The 17,657-nt window shown below is 41.2% G+C and carries 16 protein-coding genes; 7 read left to right on the plus strand and 9 right to left on the minus strand.

The annotated features are described in order from the left end of the window. Nucleotides 1-34 precede the first annotated feature (34 nt). A complete protein-coding gene (locus GSQ84_RS07080) occupies nucleotides 35-964 on the minus strand; it encodes an SPFH domain-containing protein (RefSeq protein ID WP_254070800.1) in 930 nt (309 codons plus the stop codon). A gap of 113 nt (nucleotides 965-1,077) precedes the next feature. Between GSQ84_RS07080 and GSQ84_RS07085 the strand changes: the two genes are divergently transcribed. After that, nucleotides 1,078-1,263: a hypothetical protein gene (locus GSQ84_RS07085; protein WP_158796555.1), complete on the plus strand. Its 186-nt coding sequence runs from the start codon at nucleotides 1,078-1,080 to the stop codon at nucleotides 1,261-1,263. Between the two features lie 54 nt (nucleotides 1,264-1,317). Here the strand turns inward: GSQ84_RS07085 and GSQ84_RS07090 are convergent, their stop codons facing one another. Continuing rightward, nucleotides 1,318-1,875 (minus strand): C40 family peptidase, encoded by a 558-nt coding sequence (locus GSQ84_RS07090; RefSeq protein WP_158796556.1) that lies wholly within the window; start codon nucleotides 1,873-1,875, stop codon nucleotides 1,318-1,320. A 233-nt stretch (nucleotides 1,876-2,108) separates the two neighbouring features. Here GSQ84_RS07090 and pdhA point away from each other — a divergent pair, with 233 nt between their 5' ends. The 3 genes from pdhA to hisS all read left to right on the plus strand — a co-directional run bounded on the left by pdhA (nucleotide 2,109) and on the right by hisS (nucleotide 6,300). Next, nucleotides 2,109-3,104, plus strand: a complete 996-nt coding sequence (gene pdhA, locus GSQ84_RS07095) for a pyruvate dehydrogenase (acetyl-transferring) E1 component subunit alpha (protein ID WP_158796557.1) — start codon at nucleotides 2,109-2,111, stop codon at nucleotides 3,102-3,104. Between the two features lie 32 nt (nucleotides 3,105-3,136). Next, the gene (locus GSQ84_RS07100; protein ID WP_158796558.1) at nucleotides 3,137-4,822 is read left to right on the plus strand and encodes a pyruvate dehydrogenase complex dihydrolipoamide acetyltransferase; all 1,686 of its coding nucleotides are present in this window, start codon (nucleotides 3,137-3,139) and stop codon (nucleotides 4,820-4,822) included. A gap of 71 nt (nucleotides 4,823-4,893) precedes the next feature. Then, nucleotides 4,894-6,300 (plus strand): histidine--tRNA ligase, encoded by a 1,407-nt coding sequence (gene hisS, locus GSQ84_RS07105; protein WP_158796559.1) that lies wholly within the window; start codon nucleotides 4,894-4,896, stop codon nucleotides 6,298-6,300. Between the two features lie 24 nt (nucleotides 6,301-6,324). Here hisS and GSQ84_RS07110 read toward each other — a convergent pair whose 3' ends face one another. Next, nucleotides 6,325-7,092, minus strand: coding sequence for a dienelactone hydrolase family protein (locus tag GSQ84_RS07110; RefSeq protein WP_158796560.1), 768 nt, complete (start codon nucleotides 7,090-7,092; stop codon nucleotides 6,325-6,327). A gap of 140 nt (nucleotides 7,093-7,232) precedes the next feature. Here GSQ84_RS07110 and GSQ84_RS07115 point away from each other — a divergent pair, with 140 nt between their 5' ends. After that, on the plus strand, nucleotides 7,233-8,003 hold the full coding sequence (locus GSQ84_RS07115; RefSeq protein ID WP_158796561.1) for a Ku protein: 771 nt from the start codon (nucleotides 7,233-7,235) through the stop codon (nucleotides 8,001-8,003). Here the strand turns inward: GSQ84_RS07115 and GSQ84_RS07120 are convergent. The 4 genes from GSQ84_RS07120 to GSQ84_RS07135 form a co-directional block, all read right to left on the minus strand. Continuing rightward, entirely contained in the window at nucleotides 8,000-8,392 is a 393-nt protein-coding gene (locus tag GSQ84_RS07120) for a response regulator transcription factor (RefSeq protein WP_158796562.1), read from the minus strand. The two genes, GSQ84_RS07115 and GSQ84_RS07120, sit on opposite strands and share 4 nt — an antisense overlap. Nucleotides 8,393-8,612: 220 nt before the next feature. Then, nucleotides 8,613-10,067, minus strand: coding sequence for an SDR family oxidoreductase (locus GSQ84_RS07125; RefSeq protein ID WP_158796563.1), 1,455 nt, complete (start codon nucleotides 10,065-10,067; stop codon nucleotides 8,613-8,615). Nucleotides 10,068-10,211: 144 nt separating this feature from the next. After that, the gene (locus GSQ84_RS07130) at nucleotides 10,212-11,513 is read right to left on the minus strand and encodes an AarF/ABC1/UbiB kinase family protein (RefSeq protein ID WP_158796564.1); all 1,302 of its coding nucleotides are present in this window, start codon (nucleotides 11,511-11,513) and stop codon (nucleotides 10,212-10,214) included. Nucleotides 11,514-11,516: 3 nt separating this feature from the next. Then, nucleotides 11,517-12,224 (minus strand): TetR family transcriptional regulator C-terminal domain-containing protein, encoded by a 708-nt coding sequence (locus GSQ84_RS07135; RefSeq protein WP_371416353.1) that lies wholly within the window; start codon nucleotides 12,222-12,224, stop codon nucleotides 11,517-11,519. A gap of 197 nt (nucleotides 12,225-12,421) precedes the next feature. On the opposite strand from GSQ84_RS07135, the gene GSQ84_RS07140 reads away from it, so the two are divergent. Both GSQ84_RS07140 and GSQ84_RS07145 read left to right on the plus strand, forming a co-directional pair. Next, nucleotides 12,422-14,734 carry a TonB-dependent receptor gene (locus GSQ84_RS07140; RefSeq protein ID WP_158796565.1) on the plus strand — a complete coding sequence of 771 codons (2,313 nt, stop codon included), beginning with the start codon at nucleotides 12,422-12,424 and terminating at the stop codon, nucleotides 14,732-14,734. A gap of 117 nt (nucleotides 14,735-14,851) precedes the next feature. Continuing rightward, a complete protein-coding gene (locus tag GSQ84_RS07145) occupies nucleotides 14,852-15,841 on the plus strand; it encodes an alpha/beta fold hydrolase (RefSeq protein WP_158796566.1) in 990 nt (329 codons plus the stop codon). On the opposite strand, the gene GSQ84_RS07150 is transcribed toward GSQ84_RS07145, so the two are convergent. Together GSQ84_RS07150 and GSQ84_RS07155 are read right to left on the minus strand one after the other, a co-directional pair. Continuing rightward, nucleotides 15,836-16,624: a zinc-dependent peptidase gene (locus tag GSQ84_RS07150; protein ID WP_158796567.1), complete on the minus strand. Its 789-nt coding sequence runs from the start codon at nucleotides 16,622-16,624 to the stop codon at nucleotides 15,836-15,838. The genes GSQ84_RS07145 and GSQ84_RS07150 overlap by 6 nt on opposite strands. Further along, entirely contained in the window at nucleotides 16,621-17,634 is a 1,014-nt protein-coding gene (locus GSQ84_RS07155) for a Gfo/Idh/MocA family oxidoreductase (protein WP_158796568.1), read from the minus strand. The genes GSQ84_RS07150 and GSQ84_RS07155 overlap by 4 nt, the downstream gene beginning before the upstream one ends. Between the last annotated feature and the right edge of the window lie 23 nt (nucleotides 17,635-17,657).

Consider the following 17,657-nt stretch of genomic DNA (forward strand, 5'->3'; position numbering starts at 1 on the left):
ACTGTAGCCTTTTTCTTTTTTGCCTCCTAAGGATTTATCCTTTACTGGTTTTGTTCAGCTGCAGAGACATCATCTCCTTCATCGTTTTGTTCATCCCTTCTGTAGAACCATCTAAGAAAATCACATTGCCATCGCTGTTTTCTGCAAAGTGTTTGATAGATTCGGTCCACATAGTAAACAGGATTACGGAAATATCCAGGTTAGCCTGTTCCATTTCCTGGGCGGCCTTTGTCATCCCATGCGCAACTTCTGCACGGAATAAGGCAATACCCTGCCCGCGTAGCTGTGCAGCTTCACGTTCGGCAGCTGCGGCAATTTTTATTGCGTTACCTTCTGCTTCTGCACCTTTGGTTTTGGTGATCAGCAACGCCTGTCCTTCGTTCTCTGCGGCGGCTTTAAGGTTGTTTGATGCTACTACCCGGCTCATGGAACGCATGATCTCTTCATCAAAGGTAATATCGTTCAGCTGAAGGTCCTGCAGGTGGTATCCCCATGTTTCGAGTACCTTATCGATCTGTTCCTTTACATGTTTTACGATTTCATTCCGCTGCGCCAATACGTTGGCCTGATTTTGCGTAGCTACATAAGCCCGGATAGAGCCTTCAATGGTACGAATCAGCGCCTGCATCAGGTTCGTGGCATCCACAAACTTAAAGGCTACATTTTTAATGGTTTCTTCTTCCTGGTTCAGCACAGAATAAAGCAGCATGGCTTTAAAATAAACATTCGCCTGATCCTGCGTTACGGCCTGGAAGGAAAGTTCCACAGAGCGGTTCTGGATGGAGATCCGGGACTGGATAACTTCTATCAGGGGGATTTTAAAATTCAACCCCGGGGGTAACTGACGTTTATATTTTCCAAAAACGGTTACAACCGCAATGGTTCCCTGTTTTACCGTCACAAAAGAACTGGACAAAACAACAATTACAATAAATACAAAAATTAATAAAGCGTAACTCATCATTATATGATTTAGATTAAACGCAATCAATATACGCAATCCTGCAGCTATATTCCCTGTAAATTAATAACTCGGGCATAGATATTGTATTACAGCATTGAATTAACTAATCAACTATGAACGTAAAACGTACTTTTGGAACTGTCTTAACGATATTGGGTATCATCGGTTTAATCTATGCCGGTTATGGTTATGTAAACCATAGCATACAGGGGAGAGGATTGTTTGTTACAGGACTCATCAGTATCATCTTCTTTTTCTCTGGTATAGGACTGGTAAAAAACACAAAAGATGAGGCATAAAAAAATCCTTCTAAATTTTTAGAAGGATCTGTATGGTTTGTGCTGATGAAGAGATTATTCTTCGAGCAGGTCTTTCTTCGCTGATTCCAGGATTCTTCCTCCTTTATAAAAGAAGCGGGAATAATAAGGTTCGTTGAGGTTACTGATTACCACACCATGTGTAGTAGAAGCATGTGCAAAGCGGTTATCTCCTAAGTAAATACCGATATGAGTGATCCTGTTGCTTCTGATCTTAAAGAAAACCAGGTCTCCTTCTTTTAGTTCCTCTTTCTGAAGGGGGCTCACCATGCTGAAGATATCGCGGGAGTTTCTTAAAAGGGTAGTATTAAAAACTTTATCGTAGATCGCTTTTGTAAAAGCAGAGCAGTCAATTCCTTTTTTTGTGTTTCCACCGAAGCGGTAAGGGGTACCTATCCATTCATAAATGAATTTGTACAATTTGATGTTCGAAGTTGCATCTACTGCAACACCCATTACCTGGGAGAAATACTGGGAAGCTAAATTATCAGGGTCGGCTTCTAACTTATTGGTTTCTGTAGGCTTTGTTTGTGCATTTAAAGCTGTTATTGAGCACAAGGCAATAAGGGTAGAAAACAAAAACTTTTTTATCATATTACACTTTTAAGTTTGGGTAAAACGTACTTACACTTAAACGTACACCACTTAGGGCTTTTTGTCCGTTTTCAAAACTATGTAATTTACGTATGTTATCCAAATGTAATTTGTGGAAAAAAAACATTTGTTAACATTTCTATGTAATGATCTCATGCATTTTGTACTATTTCTTCGATATATTACAATAAAAAAGTAGATTTGCTCTCATAAATAAAAATCAATCGCCAAAAATGAGTGCAGTAGAAATTAATAAGGATACCTATCTGAAGTGGTTTGAGTCTATGTTGCTGATGCGTAAATTCGAAGAGAAAACTGGTCAACTTTACGGACAACAAAAAATCCGTGGTTTTTGTCATCTATATATTGGTCAGGAGGCTGTTATAGCCGGAGCAATTTCTGCTTTGCAACCTGGAGATTCTATGATTACCACTTATCGCGACCATGCACACGCATTGGCCTTAGGAGTAAGTGCTGATAGTATTATGGCAGAAATGTACGGCAAGGCAACTGGCTGTTCAAAAGGTAAAGGTGGTTCAATGCACATGTTTAGCAAAGAACATAACTTTTATGGCGGACATGCTATCGTTGGCGGACAAATTCCATTAGGTGCAGGTATTGCATTTGCTGAAAAATATAAAGGCACAACAAATTTAAACGTTTGTTATATGGGTGATGGTGCTGTTCGTCAGGGCGCATTAAATGAAACCTTTAATATGGCGATGTTATGGAAACTTCCCGTAATCTTTGTTTGCGAGAACAATGGTTATGCCATGGGAACTTCTGTTGAGCGTACAACAAATATGACGGAGATCTACAAAATCGGTTTAGGTTTTGATATGCCATGTTCTCCTGTTGATGGAATGGATCCTGTTGCGGTTCATAATGCAATGGATGAAGCCGCTCAGCGTGCACGTAACGGTGAAGGACCAACATTCTTAGAAATGAGAACTTACCGTTACCGCGGACATTCAATGTCTGATCCGGCAAAATACCGTAGCAAGGAAGAATTAGAAGAATATAAAGCTAAAGATCCTATTGAGCTGGTTAGGGATACGATAGTTACAGAAAAATATGCTGATGAGGCATGGTTTGAAGAGATTGATGCTAAAGTGAAACAGATTGTTGATGACGCTGTTAAATTTGCTGAAGAATCTCCATGGCCGGAAGCAGAGGAATTATATACTGATGTATATATGCAACCTGACTATCCGTTTATTCACGATTAATTTTAGAACGCATTTTCAATTGATATTATAGAATGGCTGAAGTAGTTAAAATGCCCAAAATGAGCGATACCATGACCGAAGGGGTAATGGCTAAGTGGCATAAAAAAGTTGGCGATAAAGTTAAAAGTGGCGATGTACTGGCAGAAGTAGAAACCGATAAGGCAACTATGGACCTGGAATCTTACTGGGATGGCACTATGCTGTATATCGGTGTAGAAGAAGGTAAAGCTGTTCCTGTAGATGCAGTAATTGCTGTGATAGGTAAAGAAGGAGAAGATTATAAAGCTGCTCTGGATGCTGAAGGTACTGCTGCCCCTGCAAAGGAAGAAGCTGCTCCTGCAAAGGATGCTGCTGCACAACCGGCTGAAGAAAAAGAAGCGCCAAAGGCTGAAGCAAAAGGTGCCGCATTAACAGATGCAGATCTGGAAAAAATGGGTGTAACCGTTGTCCGCATGCCTTTGTTAAGTGATACCATGACTGAAGGCGTTATCGCTGAATGGCATAAAAAAGTTGGTGATAAAGTTAAAAACGATGATATTCTTGCCGATGTTGAAACCGATAAGGCGACGATGGAAGTAATGGGTTATGCGGAAGGAACTTTACTGCATATTGGTGTAGAAAAAGGTGCTGCCGCAAAAGTAAACGGCATCATTGCTATTGTTGGCCCTGAAGGAACTGACATCAGCGGAATATTAAGCCAGGGTGATGCTCCGGCAAAACCGGCAGCAGACAAATCTGATGCACCAGTGAAAGAAACAAATTCTGCCGCTGTTGATACTCAGGTAGCACCAGCAGAAACTGCTGAGCCTGTTGCTGCTGATGGCGGACGCTTAAAAGCTTCTCCACTGGCAAAGAAAATTGCTAAAGATAAAGGTATCGATCTGAGCCAGGTTTCTGGTAGTGCAGATGGTGGCCGTATCATTAAAAAAGACGTAGAAAACTTCAAACCTGCTGCTGCTCCTGCAAAATCAGAAGAAAAAGCTTCGGCACCTGCAGATAAACAAGCACCTGCTGCTCTTCCTGCATTTGTAGGAGAAGAAAAATATACAGAGAAACCGGTATCTCAAATGCGTAAAGTAATCTCCAAAAGATTATCTGAAAGCTTGTTTACCGCTCCTCACTTCTATTTAACCATGAGCATTGATATGGACGCTGCAATTCTTGCACGTACCAAAATGAATGAATTTTCTCCGGTTAAATTATCATTTAATGATTTAGTGATCAAAGCAGTGGCTGTTGCCTTAAAACAACATCCAAATGTGAACTCTTCTTACAGAGGAGAGGTGATCCGTTACAATGAGCATGTAAACATTGGTGTAGCCATTGCCATCGAAGATGGACTATTGGTTCCGGTAGTGCGTTTTGCTGATGGAAAATCATTATCCCGTATCTCTGCTGAAGTTAAAGATTTCGCACAGCGTGCAAAAGCTAAAAAACTGCAGCCTTCAGAATGGGAAGGTTCTACCTTTACCGTATCTAACTTAGGTATGTTCGGTATTGATGAATTTACTGCTATTATCAACACACCAGATTCTTGTATTCTGGCTATCGGCGGTATCTCGCAGGTACCGGTTGTTAAAAATGGTGCTGTAGTTCCGGGTAACATAATGAAAGTAACATTAAGCTGTGATCACCGTACCGTTGATGGTGCTACAGGTTCTGCATTCCTGCAAACCTTTAAAGCATTGATGGAAGAACCGGTAAGATTATTGGTTTAATCACCCTAAATAATTAAAAAGCTGCTTCGGCAGCTTTTTTTATGCCTTTTACTTTTTGTACTTTTGCGCCTATGTCTACTATTAAACCTTCATTAGCTAAAGGAACCCGTGATTTTTCACCTCAGGAGATGGTGAAACGTAATTATATCTTTGATACCATTAAAAAAGTATTTAAAAAATATGGTTATGCTGAAATACAAACTCCTTCGATGGAAAATCTATCTACCCTTACCGGTAAATACGGAGATGAAGGTGATAAGCTGATCTTTAAGATCTTAAATTCTGGAGATTACCTGTCGAAAGCCAATGCTACTTACCTCGCCACCATGAACTCCAATGCCCTGATCTCTTCGATCAGCGAAAAAGCATTGCGTTATGACCTCACCGTTCCTTTTGCCCGGTATGTAGTGATGCACCAGAATGACATTACTTTACCTTTTAAGCGTTTCCAGGTGCAGCCGGTATGGCGTGCAGACCGTCCTCAAAAAGGGCGTTACCGGGAGTTTTACCAGTGTGATGTAGATGTGGTAGGTTCTGAAAGCCTGCTGAATGAAGCAGAATTTGTACTGATCTATCAGGAAGCTTTAAGTAACCTGGGTATGACGGACTTCACGATAAAAATCAATAACCGTAAAATCTTGTCGGGCATTGCCGAGATCATTGGCAAGCCGGAGCTGATTGTAGACATGACCGTAGCCATCGATAAACTGGATAAAATTGGTTTGGATGGGGTTACTAAAGAATTACTGGAAAGGGGATTCACAGAAAGCGATGTGGAACAGCTGAAACCGGTGATCTTGCTGGAAGGTACCAATGAGGAAAAGCTGAAAAGTTTAAAGAAAGTACTTTCAAAATCTGCAACGGGACTGAAAGGTATAGCTGAAATTGAAGCAGTATTTAATTATGTATATAGTCTGCTGATCCATAGTGCGCTGGAAAGGCAGCCCGACCTTGAACTGGATATTACGCTCGCCCGTGGTTTAAATTATTATACAGGCTGTATTTTTGAGGTGAAGACCAATGAAGCAGCGATGGGCAGTATTGGCGGCGGTGGCCGTTATGATGACCTGACGGGTATGTTTGGCCTGAAGGGCTTAACCGGTGTAGGGATCTCTTTTGGTGCCGACAGGATATATGATGTACTGGAGGAACTGGACCTGTTTCCGGAATCAGCAGCAGCTGGCACCAAGGTACTGATCAGTAATTTTGATGCTGCAGCTGAATTATACGCGCTGCCGCTCTTACAGCATCTGCGTGAAGCTCATGTGGCTGCGGAACTTTATCCTTCCTCAGCGAAGCTTAAAAAGCAAATGAGCTATGCAGATGATAAATCTATCCCTTATGTAGTCCTGATTGGAAGTGATGAAATGGAAAGCGGGATATTAACACTGAAAAATATGCAATCCGGCGATCAGCAGAAACTGACCGCGGATGCAATTGTTGCTTTCTTTAAACAGGAAGCTATAGATAAAAACTAACAATAACGATGAAATATTAGCCGGTTAATTGGCTAATATTTCATTAAAGAACATCGTCATGTGTTTCCATGATCTTTTTGCAGCGAGCTCGTTATAAGCTGCTCCTGTAGAATTGTCAGTACCTGCATCAGGATCAGTAAAAGAATGTACCGAGTTGGCATAATAGATCATTTGCCAGTCGGCCTTAGCCGTTCTCATTTCCTGCTGAAAAGCCAGTATCTGCGGAAGCGGCTCATTTGGATCATCAGCACCATGTAAGATCAGCATTTTTGGTACGATAGGATTGATGGTCCTGGCACTATCCCTGCCCAAACCACCATGAAAAGAAACAATACCTTTAACAGGGAAGTTCTCCCTGGCTGCTTCGATAGCGCCGGTACCACCAAAACAGTAACCTATTACTACAATGCGTGAGGCATCAGCTCCCGATTTAATCAGTTCCTGCATGGCCAGTTTGATACGTTTTTGGTATTCAGCTACATTCTTTTTATAATATCCGGCCATCTGCCCAGCGCTCTTGGTATCTGTTGGATAATGACCTTCTCCATAAATATCTGCTACAAATGCATAATAGCCCATTTTAGACAGCTCTTCAGCTACATCTTTGGAATGTTTGTCAATTCCTTTCCAAGCAGGCAACACCAAAACACCTGCTTTTCTTTTGTCAGATTTTCCGGGTGCAGCAGAAAAGCCATTTAATTTTTGTGCTCCATCTGTATAAGCAACGGGTTTTAACTGCGCGTAAGTGGCAGAAACCAATAACATTAGGGCAAGAGTAAGTAATTTCTTCATGTGATCTTTTTTTGTATAACAAAGATACGTGAGCAATGTTTAATTGGATGCCTGAAGGATGACCTGATGTGGTTTTTAAGATTAAAGGCTCAAAAACAAAAAAAACCGGACGTTGTTACAAGAGTATAAATTGATTGATTATGAGAACGCTATGGAGAGGATCTATTGGATTCGGATTGGTAAATATTCCTGTGAAACTATATTCTGCTGTTCAGAACAGCCATCTTGATCTGGATATGCTGGACAGTAAAGACCATTCCAGGATTAAGTTTCAGCGGATCAATGAAAATACAAATAAGGTAGTGCCTTATGAAAAGATTGTGAAGGGTTACCTGATCAATGACAATTATGTTATTCTTGACGACCAGGATTTCGAAGATGCCAGCCCGGAGAAAACAAAAATGATAGAACTGGAGAATTTTGTAGATATCGAAGATATCAATCCTATTTACTACGAAACATCTTATTATGTAGAACCTGAAAAACAAGGACAGAAAGCTTATGCTTTATTGCTGAATGCCCTGACCAAATCAAAGAAAGCAGGTGTGGCCAGGTTCGTATTGAGGAGTACAGAAAATCTGTGTGTCATTCATCCTTTAGATGATATCCTGGTGGTTACTAAAATACGCTTCCAGGAGGAAATCCGCTCACCAGAAGATCTGGAAGTTCCAAAAGCAGCTTCGGTAACTAAAAAAGAATTGGATATGGGACTGGCGCTGATTAAGCAGTATGCGGGAGAATTTGATATTGAAAGCTTTAAAGATGAATATACAGGAGAACTGCTAAAGATCATCAAGGCGAAAGCTAAAGGTAAACGTGCTACCGTTAAAAAGCTAAAACCCCGTGAAGAAACCAGCGATGACCTGTATACACAGCTGATGCAAAGTTTAAACCATAAAAAAGGAGCTTAATAGATTTTTCCTGCCAGGATACCTTCTATTCTGTCAAGGAGGTCGTCAATGTCAAACGGTTTAGCCAGAAAGCCGTTTGGCTTAAATTCCCCATGCTGAATATTCTGCTCCGTATATCTTGCAGAGATCATCAGAACAGGGATATCTGCTGTAGTAGGATCAGAACGAAGGACTTTTAAAAGATCCCTCCCGTCGGCATCAGGCAGCATAATATCAAGAATTACCAGGTCGGGTTTAAATTGTTCGATATGTACCATCATATCGGCGCTCTTATTCAGACCCGTCACTTTATAAGATTCACTTTGCAGAACTAAAGTAATCACATCCAGAATAGCATGATTATCTTCAATAACAAGTACATTTTTACAGGATGGTGGAAGTTTGTCCAAAGTAGTAACAGTTTATATACAAATATATCCAACTACAATGATTATGTTTAGTTGTTTCAAAAATATTATAAACAAAAGACTTTCTTAGCCATAGTTCTACTATTTAAACCCTGAACTTATCTGATTGAGATAAAATAATTGCTTCCTGATTCAAACCTTTTTAAATATAAACTGTCTTATAGATAAGTTTTTAGGTTAGAGAAAGGTATGGTTGTGGCGACTATACCTTTTCCTTTGGTACATAAGTGGTAATCTGTTTGGCCATACCTTTAAACAGCACCAGATGAAAAGGATACATGGAATACCAGTATATCCGTCCCCATAAACCACTCGGACGAAAGGTAGCCACCTGATAAAGATATGACCTGCCATGAAAATGGATGATCTTAAATTCCAGCCAGGCCTCGCCCGGTACTTTCATTTCTGCGTATAACAGCAATCTTGTATTTTTCTTATCGGCCAGCAGTACCCGCCAGAAATCGAGTACATCGCCGGCATGTAATGACGTATTGCTGGTACGGCCTCTTCTGGTACCTACACCGCCAAATAATTTATCCAGAAAGCCTCTCAGGTTCCATAGCCAGTCGAGATAATACCATCCTCTCGTTCCGCCAATTCCCCATATGTTTTCAAATACTTCTTCGGCTTTACGCTCAAAGGGCATTTTTACTTTATATTCAACGGTTCCTTTTTGCGGTACCTTAACCTGATCCATAAAAGAGGTATCCAGATATCCCCTGTTTAAAGCGTCTTTCCAGCTGGAAACAATGGAATGCTGCTCTATCTTTTCAAAGGCTAGTTTTAAAGCTTTTTTATAACTGAAACACGCTCTCGGAATGATCGCCGAAATACGATCGTCTTTACATATTACCTCATTTTTCATACTGTCTACCAGGCTCCTTGCCAGAGAATAGGGAACAGCAGTAACCAGGTTAAGCCATAAAGATGATAACCTTGGTGTTAATACAGGCAGAGTAAATATCCAGCGCTTCAATCCCCGTGATGCGGCATACTGGAGCATCATTTCTTTATAAGTCAATATATCCGGGCCACCAATATCAAAGGTTTGGTTAAAAGCTTTTTCTTCCATTAATATCCCGCTCAGGTAACCTAATACATCGCGTATAGCAATGGGCTGACATAAGGTGTTCACCCATTTTGGGGTAACCATTACGGGTAGCTTTTCTGTCAGGTCGCGGATGATTTCAAAAGAAGCACTTCCAGATCCAATGATAATGGCCGCACGCAGGATGGTATAGGCTATACCGGCAGTTTTCAACTCTTTTTCAACAGCCAGTCTTGAACTTAAGTGTTTGGAGAGGTCATCATCGTTTACAATCCCTGTGAGGTAAATGATCTGACGGCAGGAAGTTTTTTTGATTGCCTTTACGAAATGCAGTGCCGATTCAAATTCCTGTTCGGAAAACTGCTCTCCGCCGGATGACATCGAGTGTACCAGGTAATAGGCGGCATGGATATCTTCGGGAATGCTGCTTAATGTTTCGGGTTTCAGCAGGTCGCCGGTAATAATTTTAACCTTGTCACCAAAATCAGATTCTTCTGCAAAGCGGCGCTTATCGCGTACCATGCAGACCACATCATGCCCCTGTTCTAAGAGTACGGGTAATAATCTTGTTCCTATATAACCGTTGGCACCCGTCAGGAGTATTTTCATGGTTGGATATTTGGTTTATGGTTATGAAGCTTGCATCAGCTTCTTCATGACTTTTGTAAACCGTAAGCTGATGCAGGTTTCATTATATTTAGTAAATTGAAGAGCAAGTGCCTGTAATTTTTATCAGTACAGGCACAGAAATTATTATTTGATATGAGGTTGATAAGTATCAGTATGTACTACGGCTTTTAATTCTTGCAGGATTTGATACAGGCCAAAATTAGTCCTGTTTACGTAGATAAAATGCTTTACCCCCCGGGCCTGTTTAAATTCGGGCATTTTAGCAATCTTTTCTCCGTAAGCATATAGTTTTTCAAAGAATTCAGGCTGACTGAAATCAAAGGTGCTGCTAAGGTAAGGTTTGGCAAAAAGCTGTATCATTTCCAGGTAGGCTTTGTAATAAAATTCTACCTGTGTGGCATTGTCGCTTGCATGGATCATGTCCAGCTTTCTGAAAGCCTCAATGGTTTTAGCTTTGTCGCTCACCACATCAGAAGAGATCAGTGAAAAGAAAGGCACATAAAAATCATCAGGTAATTCCTTTATACAGCCAAAATCTATCACGCCCAACTTTTCGTCGGGGGTAATCATAAAATTGCCGGGATGCGGATCTGCATGTACGGCACGCAGTTCATGCTGCTGGAAATTATAAAAATCCCATAAAGCCTGGCCAATTTTATTACGCAATTCCTGTGAAGGGTTGGTTTGAAGGAATTCTTTTAAATGAAGTCCATTGATCCAGTCCATCGTAATGATCCGCTTACCCGAAAGTTCAGGATAATAGGTTGGGAAAACTACATTTTTTAAATCTTTACAGGCATTGGTGATCTCAATAGACCTGCGGACCTCCAGCTCATAGTCGGTTTCTTCCAGCAATCTTTCCTCTACTTCCTTAATGTAGATATTCAATTCTTTTTCACTCATCCCCAATAAGCGGAAGGCGAAAGGTTTCACCAGTTTTAAGTCGGAGGAGATGCTGTCGCCCACACCAGGATACTGGATCTTTACGGCTAACTTTTTTCCTTTCAGCTCTGCCTGATGTACCTGTCCGATTGAAGCGGCATTGGTAGAAACGATATTGAATTTATCATAAATCGCCTCTGGTGTTTTACCAAAGTTTTTGGTAAAAGTTCTTACAATGAGTGGCCCTGAAAGGGGAGGCGCATTGTATTGCGACTGGCTAAATTTATCGACATAAGATTTTGGCAAGATGTTCTTATCCATACTGAGCATCTGTGCAATTTTTAAAGCACTTCCTTTCAGCTCGCTTAGTGATTTGTAAATATCAGTAGCATTGTCCTCATTCAGCTCATCCCTACCTAAGTCTGGATTGAAAAGTTTTTTAGAATAATGTTTAATATAATTTCCGCCAATCTGAAATCCTGTTTTTACAAATTTGGCAGAGCGCTCTACTTTAGTGACAGGAATACTGTTCTGTTCGTCCATGTGTTATTGATTCCTCATTTTATCTGCAAACTTTCCATTCCTGGATAAGAACTTCCCATACTCAAATAGATTATCAAGCGGGGAGCGCTGAAACAGGTCGAATGTTACATTAATACCTTTTTCAATCGCTTCGTCGGTTTTCTCAAAGCCGGCACTGTCATCGTTAATCCAGAAATTAATGATAAATGCAAACTGTATCCAGAGCGCATCTTTATATCTTTTTGTTAAAAACTTACGGTCGGCCAGTTCGCCGCTTTCCAATCCCTCGTTAATTAATTCATCGGCAAAGTTCTCGAAAATGGGTTTTACACCAGATAATACATCTGGAGTGGAAAAGCGGGTACTTTGTTTTTTAAGACTGTAAATAATAAAGCTCCTTTGTCTTTTCAGCAATTCTATGTAACTGTAAAAGAAAGAAAGCATCCGGTCTCTTGAAGAGTACTGGGCCCATACTTCCTGCTGGCGGATGGTATCAATCGTTTCTGCGGTGAGCTCAACCCATATCATTTTCTCTATGCTTTCGAAGGACGCATAGAATTCATAAAATTCGGCTTCGGTGATCTTTAATTTTTTAACGAAAGTGTAAACAGATTTAGGCTGCTCGTCATGTGTGAGCACGTAATCTATATAGCTGTTTTTTATTTGCTGAGCAGTTGCCATAGGTGTTGGAATTTTGGTAAAGAAGATCATTTGTAACAGCACAGTTACCATGCCATATTATTCGTTTTATAGCTAACCGGGGTATTATAAAAGCTTTGTTACTTTATAATTACATGATTGAAACATATTTAATTACTTTTGCTGCTTAACTGAAATACAAGCGCTTATCTATCTGTTAAATCTTTGATTTATTCCTATTTTGGGTTTGCCGTTATCCCTTTATTCTGCCTTTACTAAAATATGCCCTAATGAGAAAAATCTACTTACTTTTATTTGTGTTGCTATTTGCATTCACGGGGCTTTATGCTGCCAGTGTGACGGAATTTAGGGGCACAATTGTCGATGCCGATACTAAATATCCGCTTCCGGGGGCTACGATATCCATTCCTGATCTGCGTGCTTCCGCAATTACCAATAGTAAAGGTGAATTTGTTATTAAAAACCTTCCTGCAAAAGGGCGTTTCCTGGTTCAGGTAAGTTATATCGGTTACAGGACATTTACACAATCTATAGACCTGGCTAATCCGGGTTCGCTGGCTTTTGCTTTGCAGCCCAGTGTAATTGAAGGCAGGGAAGTAGTAATCACGGGCACCGGAGGCAGTTCTGATAACCGTAAAAACAGTACTTCAGTTTCTTCGGTGAGCAAAGCCGATCTGCTGGACCATCCTTCCACCAATTTAATTGATGCGATCTCCCGTGTACCGGGCGTTGCACAAATCACAACAGGCCCGGGAATATCAAAGCCGGTGATCCGTGGGTTAAGTTATAACCGCGTGGTTACGGTAAGTGATGGCGTAAAACAGGAAGGGCAGCAATGGGGAGATGAGCATGGGATTGAAATTGACCAGTATAGTGCCGACCATGTAGAGGTGTTAAAAGGCCCGGCGAGTTTGATGTATGGTTCTGATGCGCTGGGAGGTGTGATTAACATTCTTGACGGATTACCTGCTCCCGATGGCACGCTAAGAGGTGAGTTTCTAACCAATTATGCAAGCAATAACGGGCAGACAGGAAGTTCGCTGATGCTCCAGGGCAATGAAAACGGCCTTACTTATAAAGTTCGGGGTTCTTATAAAAATGCTTATTCTTATAAAACTCCTACAGAATATGTTCCGAATTCGGGATACAACGAAACAGATTATGAAGGCCAGATAGGGCTGAATAAAAGCTGGGGTTATGCACATTTAGATGCTTCCAGCTTTCGTACTAATCTGGGTTTCTACGACCCGGTAAGGAACGATGCCGGCCAGCTGGTAGATGAAAACGGGAATACTTTTTCTAATGCACAGGATAAGGACAGGACTTTGGCTTATCCTAAACAGGATGTTCGTCATTACAAATTAGCGATGAACAGTAATATTTTATTGGGTAATGGCAGCATCAAGGCTACTTTGGGTTATCAGCATAACCTGCGCAGGGAACTGGATACAGAGGGTGAAGCACCCAATTTGTTCCTGAACAGTTATACCTACAGTTATGATATCAAGTATTCGCTGAAAGAGGAGCATGGATGGGCACCCGTATTTGGCGTGTCTGGTGAATATATGCACAGTCTGAATACTTCCGGTCTGGAGCAACTGATACCGGATTACGATTCTCAGGCATTTGGCGCTTTTGCTTATGTTAAAAAGACATGGAAAGAAGATACATTTAATGCCGGTGCACGTTTTGACTATAGAGGGATGACTGGCAAGGCATTTGATGGCGAGTCGCAGTTTAATGGTTTTACCAATAAATTTTCTCACGTAACAGGTGCCGTTGGTTATACCCATGAATTTAATGATGCTTTTAGCTTTAAGAGCAATTTGGGAAGTGCTTTCAGGGCCCCTAATATTGCTGAACTATCCGCCAATGGAGTACATGAAGGCGCATTCCGTTATGAGATCGGTAATCCAAATCTAAAACCGGAACAAAGTTATCAGCTGGATGCTTCGTTTGAATACCAGAACCAGTATGTAAGTACCAGCCTGGGCGGTTTTGCAAATATCATTAATAATTATATTTACTACAGTACAGACGGACAGAGTAAACTGGTTAACGGAACCGAATATCCGGTGTATAATTTTGTTCAGGACAATGCTTTTTTACGGGGTATCGAAGCTTCCTTAACTTTACACCCGCTTAGCTTTATCCATTTTGAAAATAGTTTCTCCTATACCAGGGCAACCAATACCACTACACATGGATCATTGCCTTTTATTCCTGCAGCCACCTTACGAAATGAACTGCGCTTTGAACCTAAGATCAATGGAACTTCACATTCTTATGTTTCTGTAGGTATAGACAACTTCTTTAAACAGACCAAGATTGATAGTTTTGAAACGCCCAGTGCAGGTTATACCCTGTTAAATGCATCGGTTGGCACTACATTGAAGTTGAGCAAAAGCCAGGACATCACGATTTATGTGGCTGGTAAAAACTTGCTGGATAAGGCCTATTATGATCATTTAAGCCGTTTCAAGCCAGGAAGGTTAAGCGAAGAAGATCCTACGTTAGGAATTTATAATATGGGACGTAACGTCACCTTTGGAGTAAACATTCCCTTCACGCTTAAAAAGTAAACAAGAAATTGTGATATCAGCCCCGCATCCATACAGGAGCGGGGCTTTTTTATGAATTATGGACATGGAAGAACTTTTAGCTATTTAAGGATGTTATAACAAGGAAATTGAATTGATATGTTCAGGAAACTATTTGTCCCAGCTGCTTTTTTGCTTTGTTTATCCTTCTCCCTGTCTGCCCAAAAGACAGATACACTTTCTATTACTTTAGAGGGGGTTACGTATCCTTATCCTGTAAAATACTTTCCTATCCATACGGAAGGGCAGGATATCCGGATGGCCTATATGGATGTGGCACCTACGCAAAATGCAAATGGAAGAACGGTAGTTTTATTTCATGGTAAAAACTTTGGAGGTTATTACTGGGGCAATGTGATCAAGGGATTAACGGAACATGGTTTTAGGGTTATTGTTCCTGATCAGATTGGTTTCGGAAAATCGTCCAAGGCATTTATCCACTACAGCTTTCACCAGCTGGCCCGCTGGAATAAAGCACTGTTAGACACACTCGGCATTCAAAAGGCCAATATCCTGGGTCATTCTATGGGAGGAATGCTGGCCACCAGGTTTGCGCTGTTATATCCTCAAACTATAGAGAAATTATTACTGGAAGACCCTATCGGACTGGAAGATTACCGCGAGTTTGTTCCTTATGTGACTACAGAAGAAGAATATAAAACAGAGTTAAAAGGTACCGCGGCCAGTATAAAAAAGTATTACCAAAGCTCTTATTTCACGTCATGGAAACCAGCCTATGATGAACTTGTAAATATTGGTGCAGGTGTAACCTTTAGTGCTGATTTTCCACGTTATGCCAAAGTTGCGGCAATGACTTTTACCATGATCTATGAGCAGCCGGTAGTACACGAATTTCAGGATATTAAAGTGCCTACAGTGTTGTTTATTGGAAAGGAAGATAAAACGATTGTAGGTAAAGGTTTATTGAGCCCACAGGAGCAGGCCCGGCACGGACAGTATAAGGTATTGGGCAAACAAACTGCTGCCAGGATACCTAAGGCCAAACTGATTGAATTTGAAGGCTGTGGGCATATCCCGCATATGGAAGTGCCCACAGAATTTATGAATGCGCTGTTGGCTGCCTTATAAAACTTCCTTTTTTACAGGGTCTTGCAAGAATGTTTCGGCCAGAATCTGGTAAAGCTCGGGGTGTTTTTCTTTAAACTGATCCGGTTTTTCAAAGAAATATTCCGAAACTACGGCAAAGAATTCAGCTTCATTGGTCACTGCGTATGGGTTAATGTCTGAATGACCATGTTCAATTTTGCTGATCTCCTGATGGATCATTTTTACCCAGGGGATAATATACTGATGGGGCATCAGGTTTTCAGGAATGCCATCTGTAGCACCATCCGATTTATCCAGCAGGTGCACAAATTCATGGATGGCCGTATTTTCTTTCCCTGCACTCACTGAAAATCCCTGCAGCAATGCAGAATGTGATAAGACCATCTGGCCGTTCATATAACCTGTCCCCACCATTCCTAAGATATTGCGTTCCCCGCCTTCAAACTGGAATTCCTGATTAAAGGTATCCGGATATAACACAACACTACTTAAGTTCTGGTATTTCCAGTGTCCAAATCCAAATACGGGAATGATCGCACTGCAGGCTACCAGTAACCTATCCAGCGGATCTGGCGTAAGCCCAACGCCTTCAATACGTACATAACTGAGGAAATCCTGCAGCAGGGCTTCAAATTTAAGACGTGCATCCGGCTCTAGTTTTTGATAATAGGCCACATGTTCCAGTAACAGCTGTCTGTCGGATGCCACAGTTGCTGCATCTACAGGTTGTTTGGCCTTAGGTTTCCTGAAGATGAAATATAAGGCAACCAAAAATGCTGCGGCTAAGATGATATAGGGGATCATGATTCCAATATAGCTAATTGTGTGAGGATCTGCTGCTGTTCTACAGGGAAAGGTGCATTGTTTAGCAGTGACTGGTAAACGGCTTCAAAAAAGTCTATATAGTTCGCTGTTTCTGAAGAGATCAGTTCCTGTGTTCTATCGCCATTTTTATCGATTAATGTTAGCTTTCCTTCTTTGCCTCTGGCTTCTACGCCAAAACCCGGATCGTTAGGTTTTATACCTTTAAGCAGCTGTTCTTCCTGTACGTCGGCTCTTTCTTTGATAAAACTTCCATGCTGCCCATGTACTACAAAGGAGGGTTGTATATCAACAATCAGCATACTGGCATGTACAAATACGTTAACATCATTCGGATAGCTGAGATGAATAGAAAAATAATCGTCCATCTTGGTACCCGGTCTGTTTTTTCCTAAGATCTTCTGAAAAGCATCCGGCTTTTCAAAAAGGCTGATCGCCTGGTCCAGCAAATGCGGGCCGAGATCATACTGCAGGCCGCTTGCTGCCATAGGCTCTTCTTTAAACTTTTTTGCGCCTATTTCTACCCGGTAGCGGTCGTACCTGAAATGTACTTCTGAAAGTTTGCCCAGCCTGCCGCCATCAACAATTTTTTTCACGGCATTAAAGTCACTGTCCCATCTGCGGCTCTGGTATACAAATACCTTTTTGCCCAGGCTTTCGGCCAGTTTAAATATTTCTTCAGCTTCTGCAACGCTGGCTGTAAAAGGTTTTTCTACGAGGATATGTTTACCTGCATTCAGCGCCTGCTTAGCGTATTCATAATGGGTATAATTGGGCGAATTAATAACGATCAGGTTGATGTTTTCATCAGCAATCAATTCATCTGTAGAGTCATAACTAATGATACCGGGAAAATCCTTATCTGCATTTTTCTGGTGCCTCTCGGTAACAGCATGAAGTTTAAAACCCGGGTGGGCGCTGATAAAAGGAGCATGAAATATTTTGCCTGACATACCGTAGGCCATGAGGCCGGCTGAAATTATTGTATCCATTAACTGATCTGTTTAAAGGGTTA

It is taken from the genome of Pedobacter sp. L105 (genome assembly GCF_009765875.1).
GTDB lineage: Bacteria > Bacteroidota > Bacteroidia > Sphingobacteriales > Sphingobacteriaceae > Pedobacter.

Excerpts from the sequence above, each read along its gene's own strand:
- GSQ84_RS07085 (WP_158796555.1), top strand. The coding sequence starts at position 1,078 with ATGAACGTAAAACGTACTTTTGGAACTGTCTTAACGATATTGGGTATC.
- GSQ84_RS07155 (WP_158796568.1), bottom strand. The coding sequence starts at position 17,634 with ATGGATACAATAATTTCAGCCGGCCTCATGGCCTACGGTATGTCAGGC.
- GSQ84_RS07150 (WP_158796567.1), bottom strand. The coding sequence starts at position 16,624 with ATGATCCCCTATATCATCTTAGCCGCAGCATTTTTGGTTGCCTTATAT.
- pdhA (WP_158796557.1), top strand. The coding sequence starts at position 2,109 with ATGAGTGCAGTAGAAATTAATAAGGATACCTATCTGAAGTGGTTTGAG.
- GSQ84_RS07115 (WP_158796561.1), top strand. The coding sequence starts at position 7,233 with ATGAGAACGCTATGGAGAGGATCTATTGGATTCGGATTGGTAAATATT.
- GSQ84_RS07140 (WP_158796565.1), top strand. The coding sequence starts at position 12,422 with ATGAGAAAAATCTACTTACTTTTATTTGTGTTGCTATTTGCATTCACG.
- GSQ84_RS07080 (WP_254070800.1), bottom strand. The coding sequence starts at position 964 with ATGATGAGTTACGCTTTATTAATTTTTGTATTTATTGTAATTGTTGTT.
- GSQ84_RS07125 (WP_158796563.1), bottom strand. The coding sequence starts at position 10,067 with ATGAAAATACTCCTGACGGGTGCCAACGGTTATATAGGAACAAGATTA.
- GSQ84_RS07145 (WP_158796566.1), top strand. The coding sequence starts at position 14,852 with ATGTTCAGGAAACTATTTGTCCCAGCTGCTTTTTTGCTTTGTTTATCC.
- GSQ84_RS07100 (WP_158796558.1), top strand. The coding sequence starts at position 3,137 with ATGGCTGAAGTAGTTAAAATGCCCAAAATGAGCGATACCATGACCGAA.
- GSQ84_RS07110 (WP_158796560.1), bottom strand. The coding sequence starts at position 7,092 with ATGAAGAAATTACTTACTCTTGCCCTAATGTTATTGGTTTCTGCCACT.
- GSQ84_RS07135 (WP_371416353.1), bottom strand. The coding sequence starts at position 12,224 with ATGGTAACTGTGCTGTTACAAATGATCTTCTTTACCAAAATTCCAACA.
- GSQ84_RS07090 (WP_158796556.1), bottom strand. The coding sequence starts at position 1,875 with ATGATAAAAAAGTTTTTGTTTTCTACCCTTATTGCCTTGTGCTCAATA.
- hisS (WP_158796559.1), top strand. The coding sequence starts at position 4,894 with ATGTCTACTATTAAACCTTCATTAGCTAAAGGAACCCGTGATTTTTCA.
- GSQ84_RS07130 (WP_158796564.1), bottom strand. The coding sequence starts at position 11,513 with ATGGACGAACAGAACAGTATTCCTGTCACTAAAGTAGAGCGCTCTGCC.